Origin of the sequence: Rhizobium sp. L43 (assembly GCF_002531725.1) — a bacterium.
Classification (GTDB): Bacteria; Pseudomonadota; Alphaproteobacteria; order Rhizobiales; family Rhizobiaceae; genus Rhizobium.
The window spans coordinates 227,647-244,899 of sequence record NZ_NWSQ01000002.1 but is presented as its reverse complement, the minus strand read 5'-3'; the positions used below and the strand labels follow the sequence as shown (position 1 = coordinate 244,899).

18 protein-coding genes and 2 pseudogenes are annotated in these 17,253 nt (G+C 62.1%); 12 read left to right on the top strand and 8 right to left on the bottom strand.

Annotated features, from left to right (window positions below):
• The first annotated feature begins 15 nt into the window (after window positions 1-15).
• Window positions 16-534, top strand: coding sequence for a GNAT family N-acetyltransferase (locus CO667_RS03760; protein ID WP_097617122.1), 519 nt, complete (start codon window positions 16-18; stop codon window positions 532-534).
• Window positions 535-549: 15 nt separating this feature from the next.
• Here the strand turns inward: CO667_RS03760 and CO667_RS03755 are convergent, their stop codons facing one another.
• Window positions 550-1,161: an HAD-IA family hydrolase gene (locus CO667_RS03755; RefSeq protein ID WP_097617121.1), complete on the bottom strand. Its 612-nt coding sequence runs from the start codon at window positions 1,159-1,161 to the stop codon at window positions 550-552.
• A 132-nt stretch (window positions 1,162-1,293) separates the two neighbouring features.
• Here CO667_RS03755 and CO667_RS03750 point away from each other — a divergent pair, with 132 nt between their 5' ends.
• The 3 genes from CO667_RS03750 (at window position 1,294) to CO667_RS03740 (ending at window position 3,950) form a co-directional block, all read left to right on the top strand.
• Entirely contained in the window at window positions 1,294-2,319 is a 1,026-nt protein-coding gene (locus tag CO667_RS03750) for a histone deacetylase family protein (RefSeq protein WP_097617120.1), read from the top strand.
• Between the two features lie 9 nt (window positions 2,320-2,328).
• Window positions 2,329-2,880: a recombination regulator RecX gene (gene recX, locus CO667_RS03745; protein WP_097617306.1), complete on the top strand. Its 552-nt coding sequence runs from the start codon at window positions 2,329-2,331 to the stop codon at window positions 2,878-2,880.
• 161 nt (window positions 2,881-3,041) lie between these two features.
• Window positions 3,042-3,950: an EamA family transporter gene (locus CO667_RS03740; protein WP_179874048.1), complete on the top strand. Its 909-nt coding sequence runs from the start codon at window positions 3,042-3,044 to the stop codon at window positions 3,948-3,950.
• 4 nt (window positions 3,951-3,954) lie between these two features.
• On the opposite strand, the gene CO667_RS03735 is transcribed toward CO667_RS03740, so the two are convergent.
• On the bottom strand, window positions 3,955-4,422 hold the full coding sequence (locus CO667_RS03735; protein WP_097617119.1) for a truncated hemoglobin: 468 nt from the start codon (window positions 4,420-4,422) through the stop codon (window positions 3,955-3,957).
• 226 nt (window positions 4,423-4,648) lie between these two features.
• Here CO667_RS03735 and mbfA point away from each other — a divergent pair, with 226 nt between their 5' ends.
• The gene (gene mbfA / locus CO667_RS03730) at window positions 4,649-5,632 is read left to right on the top strand and encodes an iron exporter MbfA (protein WP_097617118.1); all 984 of its coding nucleotides are present in this window, start codon (window positions 4,649-4,651) and stop codon (window positions 5,630-5,632) included.
• A 413-nt stretch (window positions 5,633-6,045) separates the two neighbouring features.
• Here mbfA and CO667_RS03725 read toward each other — a convergent pair whose 3' ends face one another.
• Window positions 6,046-6,645 (bottom strand): transglutaminase-like cysteine peptidase, encoded by a 600-nt coding sequence (locus tag CO667_RS03725; RefSeq protein ID WP_097617117.1) that lies wholly within the window; start codon window positions 6,643-6,645, stop codon window positions 6,046-6,048.
• Between the two features lie 154 nt (window positions 6,646-6,799).
• Window positions 6,800-7,639, bottom strand: coding sequence for an alpha/beta hydrolase (locus tag CO667_RS03720; protein ID WP_097617116.1), 840 nt, complete (start codon window positions 7,637-7,639; stop codon window positions 6,800-6,802).
• Window positions 7,640-7,817: 178 nt separating this feature from the next.
• On the opposite strand from CO667_RS03720, the gene infC reads away from it, so the two are divergent.
• The 5 genes from infC to pheT all read left to right on the top strand — a co-directional run bounded on the left by infC (window position 7,818) and on the right by pheT (window position 12,992).
• Window positions 7,818-8,354 (top strand): translation initiation factor IF-3, encoded by a 537-nt coding sequence (gene infC, locus CO667_RS03715; RefSeq protein WP_097617304.1) that lies wholly within the window; start codon window positions 7,818-7,820, stop codon window positions 8,352-8,354.
• Window positions 8,355-8,678: 324 nt separating this feature from the next.
• Entirely contained in the window at window positions 8,679-8,882 is a 204-nt protein-coding gene (gene rpmI, locus CO667_RS03710) for a 50S ribosomal protein L35 (protein WP_003570998.1), read from the top strand.
• A 38-nt stretch (window positions 8,883-8,920) separates the two neighbouring features.
• Complete coding sequence (gene rplT, locus CO667_RS03705) at window positions 8,921-9,325, top strand: 50S ribosomal protein L20 (protein WP_010067047.1); 405 nt, start codon at window positions 8,921-8,923, stop codon at window positions 9,323-9,325.
• Between the two features lie 144 nt (window positions 9,326-9,469).
• A complete protein-coding gene (pheS, locus tag CO667_RS03700) occupies window positions 9,470-10,552 on the top strand; it encodes a phenylalanine--tRNA ligase subunit alpha (RefSeq protein ID WP_097617115.1) in 1,083 nt (360 codons plus the stop codon).
• Between the two features lie 16 nt (window positions 10,553-10,568).
• The gene (gene pheT, locus CO667_RS03695; protein WP_097617114.1) at window positions 10,569-12,992 is read left to right on the top strand and encodes a phenylalanine--tRNA ligase subunit beta; all 2,424 of its coding nucleotides are present in this window, start codon (window positions 10,569-10,571) and stop codon (window positions 12,990-12,992) included.
• 55 nt (window positions 12,993-13,047) lie between these two features.
• On the opposite strand, the gene CO667_RS03690 is transcribed toward pheT, so the two are convergent.
• Window positions 13,048-13,407 carry a nuclear transport factor 2 family protein gene (locus CO667_RS03690; protein ID WP_097617303.1) on the bottom strand — a complete coding sequence of 120 codons (360 nt, stop codon included), beginning with the start codon at window positions 13,405-13,407 and terminating at the stop codon, window positions 13,048-13,050.
• A 93-nt stretch (window positions 13,408-13,500) separates the two neighbouring features.
• Window positions 13,501-14,496: an aldo/keto reductase gene (locus tag CO667_RS03685; RefSeq protein ID WP_097617113.1), complete on the bottom strand. Its 996-nt coding sequence runs from the start codon at window positions 14,494-14,496 to the stop codon at window positions 13,501-13,503.
• Between the two features lie 125 nt (window positions 14,497-14,621).
• On the opposite strand from CO667_RS03685, the gene CO667_RS03680 reads away from it, so the two are divergent.
• Window positions 14,622-15,536 carry a LysR family transcriptional regulator gene (locus tag CO667_RS03680; protein ID WP_097617112.1) on the top strand — a complete coding sequence of 305 codons (915 nt, stop codon included), beginning with the start codon at window positions 14,622-14,624 and terminating at the stop codon, window positions 15,534-15,536.
• 19 nt (window positions 15,537-15,555) lie between these two features.
• Here CO667_RS03680 and CO667_RS03675 read toward each other — a convergent pair whose 3' ends face one another.
• Entirely contained in the window at window positions 15,556-16,053 is a 498-nt protein-coding gene (locus CO667_RS03675; RefSeq protein ID WP_097617111.1) for a ferritin-like domain-containing protein, read from the bottom strand.
• A 113-nt stretch (window positions 16,054-16,166) separates the two neighbouring features.
• On the opposite strand from CO667_RS03675, the pseudogene CO667_RS03670 reads away from it, so the two are divergent.
• A pseudogene (locus tag CO667_RS03670) lies at window positions 16,167-16,821 on the top strand (hypothetical protein).
• Here the strand turns inward: CO667_RS03670 and CO667_RS03665 are convergent.
• A pseudogene (locus CO667_RS03665) lies at window positions 16,811-17,253 on the bottom strand (GNAT family N-acetyltransferase). The pseudogenes CO667_RS03670 and CO667_RS03665 overlap by 11 nt on opposite strands.

Here is a 17,253-nt window from a genome sequence, read left to right as displayed (position 1 = left end):
TTTCAGGAGAACAACATGCCGGACATTCACACCCTTTCCGCCGAAGAGGCGCGCGCCGCCATTCCGGCTCTTGCAGAGGTGCTGGCCGATTGCGTCGCGGGCGGCGCCTCCGTCGGCTTCATGCAGCCCTATGGGCCGGAAGATGCCGAGCGATATTGGCTTGAAGTCGCCGATGCCATTGCGACAGGTGGCAACCTGCTGCTGGTCGCCGAACTGGAGGGCCGGATCGTCGGCACGGTGCAGGTAGGTGCCGCGCAGATGCCGAACCAGCCGCATCGCGGCGATCTGAAGAAACTGCTGGTGCATCGCTCTGCCCGCGGGCGCGGCCTCGCCCGGCTGCTGATGGAGGCGGCCGAACGCGAGGCGATGAGATGCGGCAAGACCCTGCTGGTGCTCGACACGGCAACCGGCAGCGATGCCGAAGCGATCTATCCGCGCCTGGGCTGGCAGCGTGTCGGTATCATCCCGGATTATGCGCTGTGGCCGCAAGGCGGCTTCTGCGATACCACCCTGTTCTACAAGCGGCTCGGCTGATTGCCCCGGCCTCGCTCATGCCAGTCTGGCGAAAAAAGGCAGCGCGCTGCCAAGTGTGGCGCCCGCCGTCCAACGCGCGGCATTCCAGCCGAACTGCCGCGCCGCTTCGACATTTTCCGCCATATCGTCGATGAAGCCGATTTCGCCGGGCAGCACGCCGGCCCGCTCGGTTGCCAGCCGGAAAAAATCCGGCGAAGGTTTGCGGTGCCCGAGTGCTGCGGAATAGAGGATGTCGTCGAAATGCGCGCCAAGGCCGACCTGATCCATCAGATAGCGCGCCCGCCGATGCTCCTGGTTGGTCGCCAAAAAGAGGGTGACACCGCTTTGCCTGAGGGCGGCGAGCTCTTCCAAGAGATTGGGGTCGAGGCGGGAATCGTTCTCGAACCAGTAATCGATCAGCGTCGCAGCGCTGAGATGAGGGGCGATTTTTGCCAGCACCTGGGTGAGCCTCGGCTCCAACGCCTCGCGGCCGACGATGATTTCGCCCCAGTGCGTCTGGAAGAACTCCCGCTGCAGCAGTCCGAGGTTAAGTCCAAGATCGCGTTCCAGAAACGTGAAGAGCGGCAGGCCGTCCACTGGCCGACCATGAATGAGCACGCCGTCGACATCGACCATCAGCACTTTCATGCGGAAATTTCCTTCGGTCTCAAAACATCGCGAAGGTGCAGTCATCCTGCTTGGCGATCAAGGGCGCCGCACCGGCTTTTTTGTCGCGGCAGATCCATGTAAGTCTGACCTTCAATCGAGGACGAATCTGAAATGCGCGTCATCTATTCCGAAGATCACAAGCTGCGCGATGCCAAAACAGAGCTCCACGCCGGCCAACTGGTGACGCCCTTCGAGGCGCCGTTCCGGGCCGAATGGATCCTGGCGGCGGTCAAGGAGGCGGGTTTTGCCGACGTGGTGGCGCCCGATGCGCACGGGCTGGAAACGGCGCGAAAGGTGCATGATCCCGCCTATCTGGATTTTCTCGCCACCGTCTGGGATCGCTGGGTGGCCGCCGGCTTCACCGGTGAGGCGATCGCCAATTCCTTCCCGGTCCGCCGCACCAGCCAGCGCCTGCCCGACAATATCGTCGGCGCGATCGGCCATTATGCCAATGCCGCCGATACCTCGATCACCAAGGGCTCCTACGCGGCGGCGATCGCCTCGATGCGCTGCGCGGTGACGGGTGCCGACTGGCTGGCTGCGGGCAATCGTTTCGCCTTTTCGCTCTGCCGCCCGCCCGGCCACCATGCCGGCATCGATCTCTTCGGCGGCTACTGCTTCATCAACAATTCGGGTGTCGCCGCACAGCGGTTGCTCGACCGCGGTGCGGCCAAGGTCGCCGTGCTCGATGTCGACTTCCATCACGGCAACGGGACGCAGGATCTCTTCTATCACAGAGGCGATGTCTTCACCGCCTCGCTGCATGGCGATCCCATGCACGCCTTTCCCTATTTCCTCGGCCATGCCGACGAGGAGGGCGAAGGAGAGGGCGCCGGCGCCAACCGCAACTATCCGATGCCGCCCCATACGCCCTGGGACGTCTGGTCGTCGGCGCTTGCCGATGCGCTCGCCCGGATCAAAGACTTCGGCGCCGAGGCAATCGTCGTGGCGCTTGGCGTCGATACCTTCGAGCGCGATCCGATTTCCTTCTTCCAGCTGAAATCGGAAGACTTCACCCGCATGGGCACGATGATCGCTTCCGCCGGCTTGCCGGTGCTGGCCTGCATGGAAGGCGGCTACGGGGTACCGGAAATCGGGCTCAATGTCGCCAATGTCCTCAAGGGGCTGGAAGCCTGATTGCTGCCGATAACCGACGAGATCGTTCCATCCGACATTCCGACGCCCCGCATGCTGAGCTGGGCGCGCAACTCCGCCATCTATCGGCTCGAGCGGCGGATGATGACGGAAAAGCAGCTCTTTGACGCGATTACCCGCAAGGCGAAGGAGAAATTCGAAGATATCAGCGTGGCACAACTCAAGGCCGTTGCCGATTTCGCCGTCAAATTTGCCTATGACAACAAGGTGCTCGACGATAGCGCCTATGCCGAGATCAGCGCGCGTTCTGCCGTGCGCGGCGGCAAATCGAAGCGTGCTATCGCCCAGAAGCTGACAGCCAAGGGCGTCTCCAGCGACAAGGTCGAGGCGGCGCTCGGCGAGGCTGACGATCTCTATGCTGCAGCGATATTCGCCCGCAAGCGCGCCTTCGGCCCTTTCCGCCGGGTCGAACTTGACGACAAGCGGAAGGCCAAGGAGCTTTCGGCTTTTGCCCGCAATGGCTTCAGCTTCGACATCGGCAGGAAGGTCTTCGAGATGAGCTTCGAAGATGCCGAAGAGGTCATCCTTGCCGGCCGTCTCTGATATTGCATCGGCGATCGCCTGGCCAAGGCGTGAACTCGATCCCCTGCCGCCGGCCGATCCCTGGCATTTCCCAGCATCAGCGCTCTTGATCCCGGCATGAAAAGTTTGAATTTGGTTCTCCGCCCTCTTCGGCTTAGAACCGCGCCAGGATCGGGGGCCACATGGACATCAAGACTATCGAGACCGGGACGGATGGTGCAGCCGTGATCGCGCAGCCAGGTATGGCGTCGTCTTCGGGCGGCGTGGCGGCCGGCGCGCTGATGTGCCTCATGTCCATGTCGTCGATCCAGTTCGGCGCGGCATTGTCCTCCTCGGCCATCGCCACATATGGACCGGCCGGCGCCTCCTGGCTGCGGCTTGCCTTTGCGGCCACCATTCTCGCCATCTTCGTGCGGCCGCGCATCGTCAGCTACACCAGGGCGCAATGGACGAGCGCTCTGGTTCTCGGCACGACGACGGCGCTGATGACCATGAGTTTCTTCGCGGCGATCGAGCGCATTCCGCTCGGTCTCGCCGTGGCGATCGATTTTCTCGGTCCGCTGTCCGTGGCGACCATCGGCTACGGCCTCGGCCGGCGTCTGATCTGGCCCTTGCTTGCCGGGCTTGGCGTTCTGGCTCTTGCGCATGACGGCGAAGGCTGGGTCGGCAATATCGAGGGTATTGTCTTTGCGCTCGGCGCGGGAACCGGTTGGGCGATCTATATCGTCCTGACGAAAAAGATCGGTGCGAGCTTCAAGGGGCTGGAAGGGCTTTCCATGTCGCTGATGGTTGCCGCACTGGTCGCGACACCCTTCGGCTTTGCCGGTGCCGTGCCGGCGCTCGATGCCTACGGCCTGATTGAAATGGCGGGCCTTGCCATTCTGGTGCCGCTGCTGCCCTACACCCTGGAGCTGATCGCCTTGCGGCGGATGCCGACAACCTCCTTCGGTATTCTCATGAGCCTCGAGCCGGCGATCGCCGCACTCGCGGGTTTCGTCATCCTGGCCCAGCCGATGACGCTTCTGCAGATGGCCGGAACGGCCTTGGTCGTCGCCGCAAGCGCCGGCGCCACATTTTCTGCAAGGCAATAAAAGATCAGCTCGTCTTTTTCATCGGATCGTCGAGCGCCGGATTGTAGAACAGCGACAGCGTCAGGCTCCTGGCGATCCGTTCCGCCGTCGCCATGAACCAGGCCTTGGCCTCCGGCGAGGGAGCGACATCGTCGAGCGTTGCGGCAAACAGCGACAGCCATTTGGGAAAGAGATCCGGCGTCAACTTCTGGACACCGGTATGCGCCTGCACCGGCTTGCCGCCATAGGCGCCGCTGCGGAAGGCGACCGCCGACCAGAAGCTTTTCATCTTCGCCATATGCTCCGGCCAGCGGCCGGAAAGCCTGGCGTCGAACACCGGGCCGAGATCGGGATGCGCCAGCACACGGGCGTAAAAGGTCTCGACCAGCCTGTCGATGAAGGCCGCGTCGACGCCCATGTCCCGCATTTCGGCCTCCGCCCTTTCGCGGATCGCCGCGACATGGGCAGGGCGGCCCTGAATGTCATTGTCCATTCCAAAACCCCGGCGCCGCGTGATGCGGCAGCCCTCATATAGGTGTTTATCGCCACGAGCCAAAGTCGTCCGTGGCCGCTTGCGGCAATCTGTCAGCCGCCTGCAGCGCCGCGCGTCTTTTCGAGACGCGCAAAGGACGCTGTAGCACTTTGAATCGCCCCGATGCCCTTGACCGCCAACGCCTGCGTCTTTAGATTTAGAATAATTCTAAAATTTGGAGAAGATCATGCTGGCGCGGTTTTTCAGATCCTCGAAACGATCGTTTGAGTCGCTGTCCGAGCAGGAGATCCTCGCTTTGGCGATCGCCTCCGAGGAGGACGATGCCCGCATCTATCTCGCCTATGCCGACAGGCTGCGCCGCGAATTTCCGGCCTCTGCCAAAGTCTTTGAGGATATGGCCGAGGTCGAGGACACGCATCGCAAGTCGCTGCTCGAAATCCATCGCCAGCGTTTCGGCGAGCGCATTCCGCTGATCCGGCGCGAGCATGTGCAAGGCTTTTACGAGCGCAAGCCCGACTGGCTCCGGGCAAACCTGTCGCTGGACGCGATGCGGCAGGAGACCGAAGCCATGGAGGAGCAGGCCTACCGTTTCTATGTCGAGGCGGCAAAACGCACCTCGGACGCCTCGACGCGCGAACTTCTCGGCGATCTCGCCCTTGCCGAACAGGGGCATGAGGACATCGCCCGCATGCTGGGCGACAAACACACGCCCGAGGATGTCAAGCGCGACGAGAACGAGGCGGTGCATCGGCAATTCGTGCTGACCTATGTGCAGCCGGGCCTTGCCGGGCTGATGGACGGCTCGGTCTCGACGCTGGCGCCGATCTTCGCCGCCGCCTTCGCCACGCAGGATACCTGGCAGACCTTCCTCGTCGGCCTGTCGGCCTCCGTCGGCGCCGGCATCTCGATGGGCTTCACCGAAGCCGCCCATGACGACGGCAAGATCTCCGGCCGGGGTTCGCCGGTCAAGCGCGGCCTTGCCTGCGGCATCATGACGGCGCTCGGCGGTCTCGGCCACGCGCTGCCCTATCTGATCCCGCATTTCTGGACGGCAACGATCACCGCCGCCGTCATCGTCTTCTTCGAACTCTGGGCCATCGCCTTCATCCAGAACCGCTACATGGAAACCCCGTTCCTGCGCGCCGCCTTCCAGGTGGTGTTGGGCGGCGGTCTGGTGCTCGGCGCCGGGATATTGATTGGGAATGGGTGAGGAGCGGTCGGCGAAGCCGAGCAATCGATCCAGCGAATCGATTGCAGCGACGAACGCCCTGAGCCCAAAGCGAAGGGCCGGGAGACGGCGCGGCACACCGAAGCCTCATCTCAGACCCACACACTACGATCAGCCCTCATCCTGAGGCACCCGGCAAAGGTCCTCGAAGGACGAGGGCGGCTGGCCGAATGCCGCAGAGGTTTCCGCACTTGCCGAGGCCGGTGGTTAGCCCCGTCCTTCGACGCCCCTTCGGGGCACCTCAGGATGAGATGGGTGTGCCGGCATTCTTGCCCTTCGCCTGCGCTCAGTGCATTCGCTCCCCTCGTCGCTTGAAGGGAGGAGAGGTGACGCCAACTCCCAAACGAAAAGGCCGGCAAATCGCCGGCCTTTTCCCACATTCCCCGTCGTAACCCTTACCGCAGCGCGCCGACCAGAACGTCGCGGCCGTTCTCGATGGTGACCCAGCGGCCGGAATTGTAGCTCGACTGGCGCTTGACGAAGGAGTAGGGCGTGCCGAACCACGGCTTGACCTCGGAGGCGAGGTTGTCGAGCACGAAATCGCCCTCGGCGGTGCGCAGCGTCAGCACGGCATGGCCTTCGCCATCCGGCTTGCGCACGACGGTCATCAGCAGATCGGCAGCCGAAAAGCCGCGCTGGATCAGCATGCGGCGCTTCAACAGCGCGAAATCCTCGCAGTCGCCGGCGGTGGTCGGATAGGCCCAGACCTCGTCCTTGCCGTAGATTTCCTTGTCGGTCATCGGCGTGATCGTGCGGTTGACCGTGGCGTTGACCGCACGCACCATCGACCACTTTGCGGCGGTCATGACAACCGGGCCGGAATTGCGGTTTGCACCGCACTCACTGCGGTGGATCTGACAGAAATCATAGTGGCCGATCGGCTGTGAGGTGGCATTGCCTGTCACCATGGAAGCATTTCTGCTGGGGGCCGGTATGGCGGCCGTCGCCATCGCAAACATGGCCATCATGGCCACAAAAATACCCTTGATCCGCACGCCCGCTCTTTCCTCGCATCGCCCCTTATTTATTAACAAAGTGTTAATGGAGAGGGTCGAGAAGAGTCAATCGTTACTTCTTGGTAGGACCTTGCGACTCGCCGACATGGTTAAAATGCAACAAGCCTGGGGACGTATTCTGGGTCGGTACTCTTCAGGCGGGCATCGTTATATCTGTCGATGAACGGATGATGCCTTTGACGGCGCTGATGAGAAGCGCGATATCGCCGGGGCGGGAAAGGCGGTGGTCGCCGTCGCGGATGAAGGTCAGCACCACGTCGTCGGCGGGAAGATGCTCGACGAGTTTCATCGCATGCGCATGCGGCACGTCGGCGTCTTTCATGCCCTGGAGGATATGCACGGGGCAGCCCGTTTCGATGATGCCGTCGAGCACCCGGTTTTGCCGGCCATCCTCGATCAGCGCCCGGGTATAGATGTTGGGTTCAGGGCTATATTGCGAACGCTCTTCGAAATAGCCGCGCTCGGCAAGCGATTTGCGCTCCTTGGCCTTGAGGTTCGGCTCGATCAACTCGGAGGTAAAATCCGGTGCGGGTGCGATGAGCACCATTCCTGCGAGCTTTGGCCCTTCTAGCTTCGGGCCGCCCTGCCGCGCAAGTTCCTGCGCCAGCCTGAGCGCGATCCAGCCGCCCATCGAGGAGCCGACGAGGATCACCCGGTCGGGCGCGACATGGCGGATGACGGCCAGCGCCTCCTCCAGCCAGCGCGAGATGGTGCCGTCGCCGAAGCTGCCGCCGGAAAGCCCGTGGCCGGAATAGTCGAGGCGGATGCAGGCGAGCCCAAGTTCCGCCGCCAGCCCATCGAGTTCCACGGCCTTGGTGCCGCTCATGTCGGAGCGATAGCCGGATAACCAGACGAGCGCCGGTGCGTCGTTGCCGGCCTGCGCCGGGCGGACGAGGATGGCGATCTCACGCGCCGCCTCGCCTTCGCCGACCGTCAGGAACTGCGGCTGGGCATTGGGCATCTGTTCGAACATCGGCGAAACTCCTATTATTTTGGCCTATAAAACAGATTCTTGGCAGGCTGACAGCGGGTGATTTTTCCGTTAAAGGATGATATTGACTCCGTTGCAGCGATGACGCGACACGTTTGTGCACCCTGATTGGGAGCGCGAGGCTGCAACGTTCCGAAAACAACGCGAGGAGAATACGACCATTCGCAGACCTTTTAAAACCGACGCGCCCGTGAAGGACGGACCGCGCTCGAACCGTGAAATCCGCATTCCCAAAGTTCAGCTGATCGGGGCTGACGGCGAGAATATGGGCATCGTGCCTACCGACCAGGCCTTGAGAATGGCGGAAGAAGCCGGCCTCGATCTCGTCGAAATTTCCCCCAATGTCGAACCGCCTGTGTGCAAGATCCTCGATCTGGGCAAGCTGAAATATGCCAACCAGAAGAAGGCCGCCGAAGCGCGCAAGAAGCAGAAGATCGTCGAAGTCAAAGAAATCAAGATGCGCCCGAACATCGACACCCATGATTATGAGGTGAAGATGAAGGCGATGGGTCGCTTCTTCGACGAAGGCGACAAGGTCAAGGTGACGCTGAAGTTCCGCGGCCGTGAAATGGCCCACCAGGAACTCGGCATGAAGCTTCTGCAGCAGGTCAAGGCCGATACGACCGAGTTCGCCAAGGTCGAAGCCGAACCCAAGCTCGAAGGCCGCCAGATGATGATGGTGCTGGCGCCGAAGTAAGCGCCAGGCACTTTTTCGCCCCAAGGCCGTCCGCAAGGGCGGCTTTTGTGCTTTGGGCTCATGTGTTTCCCGCCTTGTATTTTCGGACGGCGAAGATTCCTCCGCCGCCCCGTTGCACTTTCAGGACGCTGCGGTTATAAGCGCGCGTCCGAACTGACCGGCAGGGCATGCCGTGGCAGTTTCGAATGCTTGCGGAACGGTTCGTCGCCGAAGCCGCAGATCAACAACAAACGCTCCCGCACCTTGTTGCGACGGCCGGAGAACCGGACTTCGCGAGAGGGCTTTTTTGATAAAGCGCGCAGGGAGGACAGAAGGAGTAGCAAAATGCCCAAGATGAAGACGAAGTCCTCTGCCAAGAAGCGGTTCAAGATCACCGCGACCGGCAAGGTCAAGGCTGCCGCTGCCGGCAAGCGCCATGGCATGATCAAGCGTACCAACAAGTTCATTCGCGATGCACGTGGCACCATGGTTCTCGCAGAACCGGATGGCCGCAAGGTTATCAAGAATTACCTGCCGAACGGTCTCTGAGACTCGTCCGCGAACGCTAGATTTAAGGAGATCATGATATGGCACGTGTAAAAAGGGGCGTCGCTGCCCATGCCAAGCATAAGAAGGTTCTGAAGGCCGCCAAGGGCTTTTACGGCCGCCGCAAGAACACCATCCGTACCGCCAAGGCTGCCGTCGATCGTTCGAAGCAGTACGCCTACCGCGACCGCAAGGTCAACAAGCGCAACTTCCGTGCGCTCTGGATCCAGCGTATCAACGCTGCTGTCCGCGAATTCGGCCTGACCTACGGCCGCTTCATCGACGGCCTGAACAAGGCTGGCATCGAAGTCGACCGCAAGGTTCTTTCCGACATGGCGATCCACGAGCCGGAAGCATTCGGCGCGCTGGTCAATGCTGCCAAGAAGGCTCTTGAGTACCTCAAGGAAGCCGGCACGGCGAACGAGTTTGAAGGCGCGGTCAAGTAACCAGCGCTTCCCAAGCTTTGAATTTATGATTTGGGAAACCCGCGCTGGTTTGGGCTAGCGCGGGTTTTTCTTTCTCTGTACTCCTTGCGCCGGCCTCTCCAGCCTGCCTTTCGAACGCCGCCTTATCTGGACGGAAAGAAGACAATGTCAGATATCGACCAGCTTAAATCGCCTTTGCTTGCCGAAATTGCCGCCGCTGGTGATGAGCCCGCGCTCGAAGCTGTGCGCGTTTCCGCGCTCGGCAAGAAGGGCTCGGTCTCCGAACTCCTGAAGACGCTGGGCGCCATGACGCCAGAGGAACGCCAGACCCGCGGCGCGGCAATCAACGCCCTGAAGAACGAGGTGACGGACGCCATCGCTGAACGCAAGTCGGTGCTGAAAATGGCGGCGGTCAACGCTCGCCTGAAGGCCGAGACCGTCGATGTCAGCCTGCCGGTGCGCTCGTCGCCGGCCGAGCGCGGCCGCATCCATCCGATCAGCCAGATCGTCGATGAGATCACCGCGATCTTTGCCGACATGGGCTTCTCGATCGCCGAAGGTCCCGACGTCGAGACGGATTATTACAATTTCACCGCGCTGAATTTCCCGGAAGGCCATCCTGCCCGCGAGATGCACGACACCTTCTTCTTCAATCCGGATGAGAATGGCGAGCGCAAGGTGCTGCGCACCCATACCTCGCCGGTGCAGATCCGCACCATGGAGACGCAGAAACCGCCGATCCGCATCATCATTCCCGGCAAGACCTACCGCCAGGACAGCGACGCCACGCATTCGCCGATGTTCCATCAGGTCGAGGGCCTGGTCATCGACAAGAAGGCCAATGTCGCCAACATCCGCTGGGTGCTCGAGGAATTCTGCAAGACCTTCTTCGAAGTCGACAGCGTGACGATGCGGTTCCGTCCGTCCTTCTTCCCCTTCACCGAGCCCTCGTTCGAGGTCGATATCCAGTGCGACCGCTCCGGCCCGATCGTCAAGTTCGGCGAAGGCACCGACTGGATGGAGATCCTCGGCTGCGGCATGGTTCATCCGAACGTGCTGCGCTACGGCGGCCTCGATCCGGACGAATATCAGGGTTTTGCCTGGGGCATGGGGCTCGACCGCATCGCCATGCTGAAATACGGCATGCCCGACCTGCGCGACTTCTTCAACGCCGACGTCCGCTGGATGACGCATTACGGCTTCCGCCCGCTCGACATGCCGACGCTGTTCGGCGGCCTCAGCGTTTGAACGGAGAATTGGGACGATGAAATTCACGCTCTCCTGGCTGAAAGAGCATCTGGAAACGGATGCCGGCCTCGATGAAATCTGCACGCGCCTCACCCAGATCGGGCTGGAGGTCGAGGATGTCGACGACAAGGCGGCGTTCAAGCCCTTCGTCATCGCCAGAGTGGTCTCGGCGGAAAAGCATCCCCAGGCCGATCGCCTGAAGGTGCTGATGGTCGATACCGGTGCCGGTGCGCCGGTCCAGGTCGTCTGCGGCGCCCCGAATGCGCGGGCCGGCCTCGTCGGCGCCTTCGCGGCGCCCGGAACCTATGTTCCCGGCATCGACGTGACGCTTGCCATCGGCAATATCCGCGGCGTCGAAAGCCGGGGCATGATGTGCTCTGAAAAGGAGCTGCAGATTTCCGACAGTCACGACGGCATCATCGACCTGCCGGATGATGCGCCTGTCGGCACGAGCTACGCGACCTACGCTCACCTCGATGACCCGGTCATCGAGATCAACCTGACGCCCAACCGGCCGGATTGCACCTCGATCCACGGCATCGCCCGCGATCTCGCCGCTTCCGGCCTCGGCACGTTGAAGACGCGGCCGGCACCGTCCTTCGCGGTCGAAGGCGAGACTCCGGTGAAGCTGACGCTCGATCTCGACGATCAAAAACTCTGCCCGGGCTTTGCGCTGCGCCTCGTGCGCGGCGTCAGGAACGGCCCCAGCCCGCGCTGGATGCAGCAGCGGCTGATCGCCATCGGCCTGCGCCCGATCAATGCGCTGGTCGATGTCACCAATTACATGACCTTCGATCAGGGCCGGCCGATTCACGTCTTCGACGCGGCCAAGATCAAGGGCAATCTGACAGTGCGCCGCGCCGCCGAAGGCGAGACGGTGCTGGCGCTCGACCAGCGCGAATACAAGCTCTCGCCGAACAACGTCGTCATCTCCGATGAAGACGGCATCGAATCGATCGGCGGCATCATGGGCGGCGAACACTCCGGCTGCGACGAGAACACCGTCGACGTGCTGATCGAATCCGCCCTCTGGGACCCGATGAACATCGCCAAATCAGGCCGCAGCCTCGGCATCATCACCGATGCCCGCTACCGCTTCGAGCGCGGCGTCGATCCGGACTATATGGTTCCCGGCCTCGAACGTACGACGGAACTGGTGCTGGAGCTTTGCGGCGGCACGGCTGCCAGGGCTGAGGTCGTCGGCTACAAGGGGTACGACCCGAAGATCGTCGATTTCCCCTATTCCGAGGTCAAGCGCCTGACGGGCCTCGACGTCTCGAATGAGGAAAGCGATACGATTCTGACGCGCCTCGGCTTCACGGTCTCCGGTTCCGGCGAGCGTGTTTTGGTCGCCGTTCCCTCCTGGCGTCCCGATGTCGACGGCAAGGCCGATCTCGTCGAGGAGGTCATGCGCATCCACGGCGTCGACAATATCAAGCCGGCGCCGCTCGAAAGCCACGCTGCCGTCAACGGCAAGATCCTGACGACGCTGCAGATCCGCACCCGCCTCGCCAAGCGGGCGCTTGCTTCGCGCGGCATGCTCGAAGCCGTCACCTGGTCCTTCATTCCGGAAGATCATGCAAAGCTGTTCGGCGGCGGTTCGCCGGCCCTCAAGCTTGCCAACCCGATCGCCGCCGAAATGTCGGATATGCGCCCCTCGCTGCTGCCGGGCCTGTTGACCGCAGCCCAGCGCAACGCCGACAAGGGTTATGCCGACGTCGCCATCTTCGAGGTCTCGGGCACCTATGAGAACGACAGGCCGGAGGGTCAGCGTCGCGTCGCCGGCGGCATCCGCCGCGGTACGGCCTCGCTTGCGGGCGCCGGTCGCGCCTGGTCGAATCCCGCCAAGGGCGGCGGCAAGCCGGTCGACGTCTTCGACGCCAAGGCCGATGCGCTCGCCGTCATCGAAGCCTGCGGCCTGCCGATGGGCAATATCCAGATCGAGCAGGGCGGACCGGAATGGTATCATCCCGGCCGCTCCGGCACGATCAAGATGGGGCCGAAGGTCGTGCTCGGCTATTTCGGCGAATTCCATCCGCTGACGCTGGAAGCGCTCGATGTCTCCGGCGCGCTCTGCGGCTTCGAGGTCTATGTCGACGCCATGCCGGATGCCAAGCGCAAGGCGACGCGCACCAAGCCGGCGCTCGAGCTGTCGCCCTTCCAAATGGTGCGACGTGACTTCGCCTTCGTCGTCGACAAGACGGTTGAATCAGGCGCCATCGTCAAGGCGGCAACCGGCGCCGACCGCAAGCTGGTGACCGGCGTCAATGTCTTCGACATCTTCGAGGGCGCATCGGTCGGCCAGGGCAAAAAGTCGGTGGCGATCGAGGTGCAGATCCAGCCGGTCGAGCGCACGCTGACGGATGAGGATTTCGAGGCGCTGACGCAGAAGATCGTCGCCAGCGTCACAAAATTCACCGGCGGCGTCCTCAGAAGCTGAGCTCCCCCGCCTTCGACAAGACAATGGACCGGTCGCGAAAAAGCGGCCGGTCTTTTTACAGATGCAGATGGTAGAGTTTGCTGACGATCGTCCAGCGGCCGTCGATCTTCAGCAGCGAGAGATAATCGGTAAAGCGCATGCCGGCAAAGTCGTCGGTGACCTTGACGCTTGCCGCATCGCCCTCAACATCGACACTCTGAATGTCCATGTAGGGCTGCGTGCCGGGCGGCGCCGGCTCCTCCTGCAGGATCGCGGCGATGAACTCGTCCCGCGTCAGCCATTCCACCGCATTCTCGTAATGGCCGATGATAGAGCTTTTCGGGTGAAAGGCCTTTTTCAAGGCCGCCTCATTGCCGAAGGCCATGCCTTCGACATAGAGATGAACCGTCTGTTCGACTGCCTGCCTGTCCGACATATTGTCATCCCGTTCTCCGAGATGGCGATAGATAGTTTCGCCGGATGCGAAGGCAAGCCCGGCCGGTTGCATCAGGCCGGGCTTTTTCGTGTCTCAAAGGTTCGTCATCGCAAGCGAGGCATCCGAGTAACGTTTGCCGGCAACCTGCCCGACCGGAATGATCTCTTCAAGCCTTCCGAGTTCCGCCGGGCTCAGCGCGATATCGGCAGCCGCGGCGTTCTGTTCGAGATGATGAAGCTTGCGGGCGCCGGGGATCGGCACGATGTTCTCGCCCTGGCTCAACACCCAGGCCAGCGCCAGCTGCGCGGCCGTCACGCCCTTCTCGGCGGCAAGCCGCTCGAGCGTCGCGACGAGGGCGGCATTGGCGTCGAAGTTCTCCGCCTGGAAACGCGGCACCTGCCGGCGGAAATCATCGGCGGCAAGATCCTCCGGCTTGCGGATCGCCCCGGTCAGGAAACCCCGGCCGAGCGGGCTGTAGGGCACGAAGCCGATGCCGAGTTCGCGGCAGGTGGCAAGCACCTCCTCTTCGGGATCGCGCGTCCAGAGGGAATATTCGCTCTGCAGCGCCGCGATCGGATGGACCGCATGGGCGCGGCGAATGGTGGCGCTGCCGGCTTCCGAAAGTCCGAGGGCACGGACCTTGCCTTCCCTGACCAGTTCCGCCATGACGCCGACCGTCTCTTCGATCGGCACATTCGGATCGACCCGGTGCTGGTAGAGGAGGTCGATGGTCTCGATGCCGAGGCGCTTCAGCGAGGCCTCGGCGACATCACGCACATGCTCTGGCCGGCTGTCGACGCCGGCGATGGCGGCGGCGCCCGGCTTGCTGGCATCGATCTTGAAGCCGAATTTGGTGGCGATCACCACGCGGTCGCGGACCGGCTTCAGCGCTTTGCCGAGAAGAACCTCGTTGGTGAAGGGGCCATAGACTTCGGCGGTATCGAAGAAGGTGACGCCGAGATCGACGGCGCGATGCAGCGTCCGGATCGATTCCGCCTCGTCGCTGGCGCCATAGGCAAAGCTCATGCCCATGCAGCCGAGCCCGACGGCAGAGACGGTCAAATCGTTTCCGAGTTTCCGGGTTTTCATGATGCGCTCCTTTTGAGCTGATTGTGAACCGCTTGATCGGTTGCGGTACGAGGCAGACCATATTCCGGGCGCATCGATCAGAAAATACATGCAGTTTCTAACAGGCTGTTCTATCATTTCGATCAATGAACAGAACACAGCTCTCGCAACTCGCCGTTCTCGCCGCCGTCTCGGAGCATCGCAGCTTCCGGGCTGCGGCGAAGGAACTCCTCGTCGCGCCCTCGGCCATCAGCCATGCGATCTCGAGCCTGGAGGACAGCCTGGGTGTCAGGCTTCTGGCCCGCACCACCCGTAGCGTCGCGCCGACCGAGGAGGGGCGCCTGCTTCTCGAAAGACTGCGGCCGGCACTCGAAGAGATCGATATTGCCCTGGAGGCGGTCCGCGATACCCGCGGCAAGCCCGCCGGCAATCTGCGCATCACTGCGCCGCGCTTTGCCTCCGACCTGCTGCTTGCCCCGCGCCTCGGCGACTTTCTCAACCTTTATCCCGATATCACCTTGGAGATCGCCAATGAGGACGGCTTCACCGATATCGTTAGGGAAGGATTCGACGCCGGCCTAAGGCTGGAGGAGAGCCTGGAGGCCGATATGATCGCGGTCAGGTTCTCGCCCAATCTGACGACGGTGATCGCCGCGTCGCCCGAATATTTCGAGCGCTATCCGAAACCGCAGCACCCCCGTGATCTTGTCCATCACCGTTGCATCAAGCGGCGTTTCACCAATGGCTCGATCTATCGCTGGGAATTCGAAAAGGACGGCCAGGAACTGGTCGTTGCAGTCGACGGGCCGCTGATCGTCAGCGAAGACAGGCTGGCTCTGCTGGCAGCGCTGAACGGCGCCGGCCTTGCCTATCTCTTCGATATGCGGGTGCATGCCGAACTCGCGGCCGGCAGGCTGGTGCGGGTGCTGGAAGATTGGTGCGCGCCCTATTCCGGGCCGTTTCTCTATTATCCCACCCGGCGCCAGATGCGGCCGGCGCTGCGCGCCTTCATCGATTTTTTCAGATATGTCGAAAAGGATACGGGCGGCCGCCAGGACTGAAACCGCCGCCCGTTCTCCGTCAGGCAGCCTTGGCCTTCTGGTTTGCCGCTGTCGTGGCCAGCTGGGACAATGTCTTGTCGGTCGCCGTTTCTTCCTGCAGCGTCTGGTCGAGCAGGCGGACGGCATCCTTGAGGCCGAGTGTCGCGGCCCAGGTCTTCAGCGTGCCGTAGCGGGCGATTTCGTAGTGTTCGACCGCCTGGGCAGCCGAGATCAGACCGGCATCGAGGGCTGACGTGCCCTTGAATTCTTCCATGATTTCCTCGCCCTCGGCCAGAATGCCCTGGATTGCCTCGCAGGTCTTGCCCTGGGCACGTTTGCCGATCAGTTCGAAAACCTGCTGCAGGCGCTCGACCTGAGCTTCGGTTTCCTCGCGGTGCTTTTCGAAGCCCGCCTTGAGTTCGGAGGACTGGGCGGCGCGCGCCATCTTCGGCAGCGCGCGTAAGATCTGCCGTTCGGCAAAGTAGATGTCCTTGAGTGTGTCGTGGAATAGATCTTCCAACGTCTTTTCCTTGGCCATTTTCTCGATCCTTGTTCTGGGAAAGGCCGCGAATGCGGCGACACACTAAGAAGCGAGGATCGCGCTAATTGTTCCCGATCGATTTCGGGTGGACGGGAAATCTGCGCCGGGTGATGATTCCGGCCATCGATAAAGGAGGAAGATAAAGTCATGCGAAAGCCGAATTCGATGAAGGGGCTGGAGGATCTTGGCCGCGTAAGGTTGTCGCAGAATTTCTTCCTCCGTGATTTCCTGCATTCCGAGATCGCCGATTTCTACCGCATCCCCAATATCCCCGAAGATCCCGATCTGGCGGTCGAGGCGGGCAGGAGACTCTGCAAGGAGTTGCTGGAGCCGCTGCAGGCGACGTTCGGGCGCCTGCATATCCGTTCCGGCTATCGTTCGCCTGGGGTGAACAGGTTCGGCAACGAGAACAATCTGAACTGCTCGACCAATGCCGCCACATCAGCGCATCACATCTGGGATATGAGGGATTTTGACGGCTGCATGGGCGCCGCGGTCTGCATTGCCGTGCCATGGATGCTCGACCATTTCAGCGATGAAAGCGACTGGCAGCGGCTCGCCTGGTGGATTCACGACCACCTGCCTTACGCCTCGCTCTGCTTCTTCCCGAAGCTCTGGGCTTTCAATATCCAGTGGCACGAACGGCCGAAGCGGGTGATCCAGAGTTATGTCAGGCCACGCGGCATCTTGACCAAACCGGGCATGGCCAATTGGGAAGGCGATCACGCCGCTTTCTATGAAGGCTTTCCCCCGCTCAGAAACTGATGCGGTAGCGGATGTGGCCGTCGCTTTCGACATGCTGTCGTAGAGCGCCCGGGCGGTCTTGTTTTCTTCGCTCGTATGCCAATAGAGCCGCGACCAGCCTTTGGCTTTGCAGATGGCGATGAGATCATCGATCAGTGCCCGCCCGACGCCCTTGCCGCGCGCATCGGCATCGACGAACAGGTCTTCGAGATAGCAGTCCCTGCTGCGGATCCACGTACCCTCATGGGTCAGATAGAGCGCAAAACCCATCACCCGGCCGTCGACTTCGGCGATGCGCATTGAAATCGCCGAGGCCGGATCGAAGACCCGGCGCCATGTGGAATCGGTGATATCGGCATCGACCGTGACCTCGTAAAAGGCGAGATAGGCCGCCCAGAGTTCGCGCCAGCGCGCTTCGTCCTCGGGGCGGGCATCGCGGATCGTCACGGTCAT

Excerpts from the sequence above, each read along its gene's own strand:
- pheT (WP_097617114.1), top strand. The coding sequence starts at position 10,569 with ATGAAATTCACGCTCTCCTGGCTGAAAGAGCATCTGGAAACGGATGCC.
- CO667_RS03675 (WP_097617111.1), bottom strand. The coding sequence starts at position 16,053 with ATGGCCAAGGAAAAGACGTTGGAAGATCTATTCCACGACACACTCAAG.
- pheS (WP_097617115.1), top strand. The coding sequence starts at position 9,470 with ATGTCAGATATCGACCAGCTTAAATCGCCTTTGCTTGCCGAAATTGCC.
- CO667_RS03755 (WP_097617121.1), bottom strand. The coding sequence starts at position 1,161 with ATGAAAGTGCTGATGGTCGATGTCGACGGCGTGCTCATTCATGGTCGG.
- CO667_RS03690 (WP_097617303.1), bottom strand. The coding sequence starts at position 13,407 with ATGTCGGACAGGCAGGCAGTCGAACAGACGGTTCATCTCTATGTCGAA.
- mbfA (WP_097617118.1), top strand. The coding sequence starts at position 4,649 with ATGCTGGCGCGGTTTTTCAGATCCTCGAAACGATCGTTTGAGTCGCTG.
- CO667_RS03720 (WP_097617116.1), bottom strand. The coding sequence starts at position 7,639 with ATGTTCGAACAGATGCCCAATGCCCAGCCGCAGTTCCTGACGGTCGGC.
- rplT (WP_010067047.1), top strand. The coding sequence starts at position 8,921 with ATGGCACGTGTAAAAAGGGGCGTCGCTGCCCATGCCAAGCATAAGAAG.
- CO667_RS03750 (WP_097617120.1), top strand. The coding sequence starts at position 1,294 with ATGCGCGTCATCTATTCCGAAGATCACAAGCTGCGCGATGCCAAAACA.
- CO667_RS03680 (WP_097617112.1), top strand. The coding sequence starts at position 14,622 with ATGAACAGAACACAGCTCTCGCAACTCGCCGTTCTCGCCGCCGTCTCG.
- CO667_RS03685 (WP_097617113.1), bottom strand. The coding sequence starts at position 14,496 with ATGAAAACCCGGAAACTCGGAAACGATTTGACCGTCTCTGCCGTCGGG.
- CO667_RS03760 (WP_097617122.1), top strand. The coding sequence starts at position 16 with ATGCCGGACATTCACACCCTTTCCGCCGAAGAGGCGCGCGCCGCCATT.
- CO667_RS03735 (WP_097617119.1), bottom strand. The coding sequence starts at position 4,422 with ATGGACAATGACATTCAGGGCCGCCCTGCCCATGTCGCGGCGATCCGC.
- CO667_RS03740 (WP_179874048.1), top strand. The coding sequence starts at position 3,042 with ATGGACATCAAGACTATCGAGACCGGGACGGATGGTGCAGCCGTGATC.
- rpmI (WP_003570998.1), top strand. The coding sequence starts at position 8,679 with ATGCCCAAGATGAAGACGAAGTCCTCTGCCAAGAAGCGGTTCAAGATC.